Consider the following 7,143-nt stretch of genomic DNA (forward strand, 5'->3'; position numbering starts at 1 on the left):
GGGGATGGTGTAAACCTTTTTTTTGTTGGTGAAATTAATGTTACGCATTATTTTATAACAAATATTGGAGCTGGATTGCCTGATGCTTGTGCAGAGTAATTGCTTGAATTAAGAGTCTATCCCATATCGAAGTCGTCAACTTCGTAGTGAGGAAAAGTAAAATTCCTGACTGAGAAAAGACATGTCGGCTGTTGTGTAAAGCCATATAGCTCAGACGATGAATATCTACTCGTATTCAGTTGTTTATTGAGGGTGAGTTCCGACCCTGAAACAACAAATAAAATGAACAGTCAGAGAGTTTACATAGAATTGCACTGGTCTTTTACGATATCTGACATTGTGTAATACATATTCAGCCATGCATTAATTAAAATGTTACGTGTTTAATGTGAGTCCCTATCTGAAAATAAATAATCCTTCCGGATTAAAATAAATTCTTGCCGGGAAAGAAAGAGGAAATAAACCATTAGCGGAAAACCAGCGGCACGCCAGGGTGACATGCCCCAGTACGGCGGCCCGATAGTCCAGGGTTCAGCGGGGGTACTGATAGTCGCGCCGACTGCATCGAGAACTCCATACAACTTTTTACGGAACGTCACCTGATAAAATTTGTTCAGTATCGTCTTTTGAGATTCTCAAGGTTATGGAGTAACCAGACAGAACGGACACCACTGTCGGAGATAAAAACCCCCTGTTTACGCAGCTCGTTGCTGGCCCGGTGCTGACCATGTGTCGGGAAAGCGACGGCGTAATCAACAACAGCCTGTTCAGTTGCCTCATCGGTACGGTTCTTAAGGTTAGGAGCGCGGCGACTACGATTAATCTGCGCATCCACACCGCCTTCAGCGACCAGTTCGCGGTAACGATAAAACGTATCACGCGAAACGCCCATGATTTTACAGGCTTTTGATACGTTGCTGAGTTCTTCAGCCAGATTGAGCAAACCGGCTTTGTGTTTGATGACGGGATTGGCAGTATGAAGCATGAGAGTTACCTCTTGTTTTGGATAAGGATTCGACACTCATATCAAAACCGGTAACTCTCAACCTTTCAAGGCCATGTGTCAGATCAAGTCGCGACTAATACAAATACGTCCCTCATTACCGCGCCTTAACCCATTCCGCCACTTCCGCCCACTCACCGCGAAAGACAACTTTTTCCGCTTTTTTCTCAAGCTGATAGCGATACATTGGGTCGTAATATTCTTTAAGTAACGGCACCAGCCAGGCCAGATGACCGTCGGTGCTGCCGGTGGTGAGTTGCGTTGTCAGCGCCGTATCCAGCTGGGCAGCGAGTTCGTTATAGCGCTGTAACCCCAGCCGACGCTTAATCGCCGAAAGTCCGTGATGCAGGTATTCGCAATATTCCTGCCAGCCCTGTTCGTCGCCATAAGCGTGGGTAAAATCATGATGCATACGCAAGAAATACTCTTCGTTCAGGCGCTCAAGACGGATCTCAAACGGATCTTCTACCACCGCAATCGCCGCCTGAGTCATTCGCTCGCGCAGGCATTCCGGCAGGTGATTCGAACCGATCATCCGGCTTTCGTCTTCCAGCACCCACAGGCGCAAATCCTGACGGGCGTCGGTTTTCAGCATTTCGGCAGCCAGCAGGTTTTCAAAACTCGCCTGGCTAAGTTGTGGTTGTAACGTGCGACCAAACGCCGAACCGCGATGGCGCGCCAGCCCTTCCAGATCAACACCGTTCGGCTGTTGCTGCACTAACAGCGTTTTACCGCTGCCAGTACAACCGCCAATCAGCACTATCGGTTTTTGTGCCAGTTCAATAGTCGCCTGAATCGCGGTCTGGCGCAGTGCCTTATAACCGCCTTCCACCAGCGGATAATCAATCCCCGCTGCATACAACCAGCTTTGCACAATATGTGAGCGCTGACCGCCACGGGCGCAGCAGAGAATACCTTGCGGATTTTGCAGGCACGCTGCCCGCCAGGCGTCCATGCGCTGCTGACGAATTTCACCCGCCACCAGTTTATGCCCCAGCGCCAGCGCTGCGTCTGAGCCTTGCTGTTTATAGCAGGTGCCAACGGCGGCGCGTTCATCGTTATTCATTAACGGCAGATTGATAGCGGCGGGCATTGCGCCTTGCTCAAACTCGATAGGGGCGCGAACATCAATAATGGGCGTATCAGCAATCAGCAGGGCACGATAGTCCTGTTCCGTGTGTCTCTCTTGCATAGTTAAAAGTGAACCTCAAATCAGCTTGCGCGCTATTTTACGCGCCAACGCGCAAGGAAACTTGATTTTTAACTGCGTGGGTTGCCGAAAATTTCTAAAAATCCGCTGATTTCCGGCCTGCGCTGGGTAAACAAGGTCACAATATCTTCTACCGCTTTGCCGCTGCCAAATTTGCGCCATGCCAGACTCAATGGCGAAGGAGGGCGCATCGTTGGGATTACCCGGCTAACTAGTTGTTGATTATCGATCATTGACTGGCAAAGCGATTTTGGCAAAAAACCAATGCCAACGCCCGCAAGATGGGCGGCGATTTTCGTTTCCATATCAGGAACAATAATCTCTTTTTGCCCAGGCAATCGCCAGGCGACGCGTTTGGTTAAGGTGCGGGCGCTGTCTTCAATATTGACCGCCGGAAAGCGCCGCAACTGCGCTTCTGTTAGCGGCTCTTCAACGTTCGCCAGCGGATGATCCGCCGCCATGACAAAGCGCCATTGCACCGATCCTAAGGGATCAAGACTAAAGGTATTTGCCAGCGCCTCGGTTCCCGTGACGCCGATAGCCAGTGAAAAACCTTCGTATAATAGCGAATCCCAGACGCCCATATAGATTTGTCGGGAGATGTGAAACTGGGTAAAGGGGTAACGTTCATTCAGCCACGCCAGCAACTGGGCGACGGCCTGGGGGTGGTAGAGCAGGTTGTTGATGACAATATTCACCTGGCGTTCCACGCCATCATTCACCTGTTGCAGCTCGCTTGGCATACTTTCCAGCCAGCTCAGCCAGTCTCTGGCCTGGGAAAGTAGATGCTCGCCAGCCGCTGTCAACGTCACGCTGCGAGTCGTGCGGAAAAACAGCGCTACTCCGGTATTCTCTTCCAGAAGTTTAATGCGATAACTGATCGTCGCCGTGGTTTTACATAATCGTTCTGCCGCTTTTGAAAAACTTCCTGTTTCAGCAACCGCAATGAAAGTCCGCAAGGTTTCTGGATCGAACATCTTCAGGTATCCCCTTTTAAATCCGCAAGTTGCGTGATTTTCTTATCCTCTGATTTATCAGTATTTTTACATGATAACCCTGTTCAATTTGTGGACTAAATCTAGTTTTGGAAAAATATTCCAACTTTTGTATTGATGTTGTTCTCTTAAGGTTTTAGATTGCCTGTTATTGAAACCAAGCTGACCGGTCGGCGATGGTTGAACGGAATTATGTTACAAGGACAAAAAGATGAAACTTCAGGTATTACCGTTAAGTCAGGAAGCCTTTAGTGCTTATGGCGACGTAATCGAAACTCAGCAACGGGATTTTTTCCATATTAACAATGGCCTGGTGGAGCGTTACCACGATTTGGCGCTGGTTGAGATTCTTGAGCAAGACCGTACGCTTATCAGCATTAACCGCGCGCAACCGGCGAATCTGCCGCTGACCATTTACGAACTCGAACGTCATCCGCTGGGCACTCAGGCCTTTATCCCGATGAAAGGTGAAGTGTTTGTGGTGGTCGTGGCGTTAGGCGACGACAAACCAGACCTGTCAACGCTGCGGGCGTTTATCACCAACGGCGAACAGGGAGTGAATTACCATCGTAACGTCTGGCATCACCCACTTTTCGCCTGGCAGCGCGTCACCGATTTTCTGACCATCGATCGCGGCGGCAGTGACAACTGTGATGTTGAAAGTATTCCTGAACAGGAACTCTGTTTTGCGTGACGCCTGCAACCGACTTGCATAAGATAAACTAATTGTTCATTGTTTATGCTCACTTGTAGGTCGGAGTTAACGTAGGTATGACGGAAGTTAGACGGCGCGGCAGGCCAGGACAGGCGGAGCCTGTGGCACAGAAGGGCGCACAGGCGTTAGAGCGGGGAATTGCGATTCTGCAATATCTGGAAAAAAGTGGGGGAAGTTCGTCGGTTAGCGATATTTCTCTCAATCTGGATTTGCCGCTCTCCACGACCTTTCGCTTGCTGAAGGTTTTACAAGCAGCGGATTTTGTCTATCAGGACAGTCAATTAGGCTGGTGGCATATAGGATTAGGTGTCTTTAACGTCGGTGCGGCGTACATCCATAACCGCGATGTCCTCTCCGTCGCCGGGCCGTTTATGCGCCGCCTGATGTTACTTTCCGGCGAAACGGTCAATGTCGCGATCCGTAACGGCAATGAAGCAGTATTAATTGGTCAGTTAGAGTGTAAATCAATGGTCAGGATGTGTGCGCCACTGGGCAGTCGTCTGCCGCTGCATGCTTCCGGTGCGGGCAAAGCGCTGCTTTATCCGCTGGCGGAAGAGGAGTTGATGAGCATCATTCTGCAAACCGGTTTGCAGCAGTTTACGCCAACTACGCTTGTGGATATGCCCACCTTGCTGAAGGACCTGGAACAAGCGCGTGAACTGGGCTATACCGTAGATAAAGAAGAGCATGTTGTAGGTCTGAATTGCATAGCTTCAGCAATTTACGATGATGTCGGTAGCGTTGTTGCCGCTATCTCCATCTCCGGGCCTTCATCAAGACTGACAGAAGATCGTTTTGTCAGTCAGGGTGAGCTGGTCAGAGACACCGCCCGCGATATCAGCACGGCGTTGGGACTGAAAGCACATCCATAATGTCTGTCGCATCCCGCTCTGCGGAGCGGGTTTTTTTGACAAAATTTGAAAGTTGGAAAAATTTTCCAATAAATAGAGGTAGGAATAAAATGGCAAAAATGAGAGCCGTTGACGCGGCAATGTATGTGCTGGAGAAAGAAGGTATCACCACCGCCTTCGGTGTTCCGGGAGCTGCAATCAATCCGTTCTACTCAGCGATGCGTAAGCACGGCGGTATTCGTCACATTCTGGCGCGTCATGTGGAAGGTGCTTCGCACATGGCGGAAGGTTATACCCGCGCAACGGCAGGAAATATCGGCGTATGTCTGGGGACTTCCGGTCCTGCGGGCACGGACATGATCACCGCGCTCTATTCCGCTTCTGCTGATTCCATTCCTATTCTGTGCATTACCGGCCAGGCACCGCGCGCCCGTCTGCATAAAGAAGATTTTCAGGCCGTAGATATTGAAGCAATTGCTAAACCGGTCAGCAAAATGGCGGTTACAGTTCGTGAAGCGGCGCTGGTGCCTCGCGTGCTGCAACAGGCATTTCACCTGATGCGTTCTGGTCGTCCGGGTCCGGTACTGGTGGATTTACCGTTCGACGTTCAGGTTGCGGAAATCGAGTTTGATCCTGACATGTACGAACCGCTGCCGGTCTACAAACCTGCTGCCAGCCGTATGCAGATCGAAAAAGCTGTAGAAATGTTAATCCAGGCCGAACGTCCGGTGATTGTTGCCGGGGGCGGGGTAATTAATGCTGACGCAGCTGCACTGTTACAACAGTTTGCTGAACTGACCAGCGTTCCGGTGATCCCAACGCTGATGGGCTGGGGCTGTATCCCGGACGATCATGAACTGATGGCCGGGATGGTGGGTCTGCAAACCGCGCATCGTTACGGTAACGCAACGTTGCTGGCGTCCGACATGGTGTTTGGTATCGGTAACCGTTTTGCTAACCGTCATACCGGTTCGGTAGAGAAATACACCGAAGGGCGCAAAATCGTTCATATCGATATTGAGCCGACGCAAATTGGTCGCGTGCTGTGTCCGGATCTCGGCATTGTCTCTGATGCTAAAGCGGCGCTGACACTGCTGGTTGAAGTGGCGCAGGAGATGCAAAAAGCGGGTCGTCTGCCGTGTCGTAAAGAATGGGTCGCCGACTGCCAGCAGCGCAAACGCACTTTGCTGCGCAAAACCCATTTCGACAACGTGCCGGTGAAACCGCAGCGCGTGTATGAAGAGATGAACAAAGCCTTTGGTCGCGATGTTTGCTATGTCACCACCATTGGTCTGTCACAAATCGCTGCGGCACAAATGCTGCATGTCTTTAAAGACCGCCACTGGATCAACTGTGGTCAGGCTGGTCCGTTAGGCTGGACGATTCCGGCTGCGCTAGGGGTTTGTGCCGCTGATCCGAAACGCAATGTGGTGGCGATTTCTGGCGACTTTGACTTCCAGTTCCTGATTGAAGAGTTAGCTGTTGGCGCACAGTTCAACATTCCGTACATCCATGTACTGGTCAATAACGCTTATCTGGGGCTGATTCGCCAGTCGCAGCGCGCGTTTGATATGGACTACTGCGTGCAACTCGCTTTCGAGAATATCAACTCCAGTGAAGTGAATGGCTACGGTGTTGACCACGTAAAAGTAGCGGAAGGTTTAGGTTGTAAAGCGATTCGCGTCTTCAAACCGGAAGATATTGCGCCAGCCTTTGAACAGGCGAAAGCCTTAATGGCGCAATATCGGGTACCGGTAGTCGTGGAAGTTATTCTCGAGCGTGTGACCAATATTTCGATGGGCAGCGAACTGGATAACGTCATGGAATTTGAAGATATCGCCGATAACGCAGCGGACGCACCGACTGAAACCTGCTTCATGCACTATGAATAAGGGAGATAAATAATGTTACGTTTCTCTGCTAATTTATCGATGTTATTTGGAGAATATGATTTTCTCGCCCGTTTTGAGAAAGCTGCGCAGTGTGGTTTTCGCGGCGTTGAATTTATGTTTCCTTATGACTACGACATTGAAGAATTAAAACAGGTGCTGGCGAGTAATAAACTCGAACATACGCTGCACAATTTACCGGCGGGTGACTGGGCGGCGGGGGAGCGCGGTATTGCCTGTATTCCTGGCCGTGAAGAAGAGTTTCGGGATGGCGTAGCAGCAGCGATTCGTTATGCCCGTGCGCTGGGTAATAAAAAAATTAACTGTCTGGTCGGTAAAACGCCGGCTGGTTTCAGCAGTGAACAGATTCACGCAACGCTTGTAGAAAACCTGCGTTATGCCGCGAATATGCTGATGAAAGAAGATATTTTATTACTGATTGAACCTATTAACCATTTTGATATTCCTGGTTTCCATCTC

General features: G+C 50.2%; 6 protein-coding genes and 1 pseudogene. 4 read left to right on the top strand and 3 right to left on the bottom strand.

Annotated elements, in window-relative coordinates:
• Positions 1-619: 619 nt before the first annotated feature.
• From E0D98_RS19755 to allS, 3 genes and pseudogenes are all read right to left on the bottom strand, one after another.
• Positions 620-985 (bottom strand): annotated as a pseudogene (locus E0D98_RS19755) (helix-turn-helix domain-containing protein); the annotation flags it as partial.
• A gap of 115 nt (positions 986-1,100) precedes the next feature.
• Complete coding sequence (mnmH, locus tag E0D98_RS19760) at positions 1,101-2,195, bottom strand: tRNA 2-selenouridine(34) synthase MnmH (protein ID WP_001158001.1); 1,095 nt, start codon at positions 2,193-2,195, stop codon at positions 1,101-1,103.
• A 68-nt stretch (positions 2,196-2,263) separates the two neighbouring features.
• Positions 2,264-3,190 carry an HTH-type transcriptional activator AllS gene (gene allS / locus E0D98_RS19765; protein WP_000460129.1) on the bottom strand — a complete coding sequence of 309 codons (927 nt, stop codon included), beginning with the start codon at positions 3,188-3,190 and terminating at the stop codon, positions 2,264-2,266.
• A gap of 229 nt (positions 3,191-3,419) precedes the next feature.
• Between allS and allA the strand changes: the two genes are divergently transcribed.
• The 4 genes from allA to E0D98_RS19785 form a co-directional block, all read left to right on the top strand.
• Positions 3,420-3,902: an ureidoglycolate lyase gene (gene allA, locus E0D98_RS19770; RefSeq protein ID WP_000776392.1), complete on the top strand. Its 483-nt coding sequence runs from the start codon at positions 3,420-3,422 to the stop codon at positions 3,900-3,902.
• 77 nt (positions 3,903-3,979) lie between these two features.
• On the top strand, positions 3,980-4,795 hold the full coding sequence (gene allR, locus E0D98_RS19775; RefSeq protein WP_000141275.1) for an HTH-type transcriptional repressor AllR: 816 nt from the start codon (positions 3,980-3,982) through the stop codon (positions 4,793-4,795).
• A gap of 89 nt (positions 4,796-4,884) precedes the next feature.
• Positions 4,885-6,666 carry a glyoxylate carboligase gene (gene gcl / locus E0D98_RS19780; RefSeq protein ID WP_001096881.1) on the top strand — a complete coding sequence of 594 codons (1,782 nt, stop codon included), beginning with the start codon at positions 4,885-4,887 and terminating at the stop codon, positions 6,664-6,666.
• 12 nt (positions 6,667-6,678) lie between these two features.
• Positions 6,679-7,143, top strand: a 465-nt coding sequence (locus tag E0D98_RS19785; protein WP_165941039.1) for a TIM barrel protein, incomplete at its 3' end; no start/stop codon positions are given.

The organism is Escherichia sp. KCJ4928 (assembly GCF_004352695.1).
Lineage (GTDB): Bacteria > Pseudomonadota > Gammaproteobacteria > Enterobacterales > Enterobacteriaceae > ECMA0423.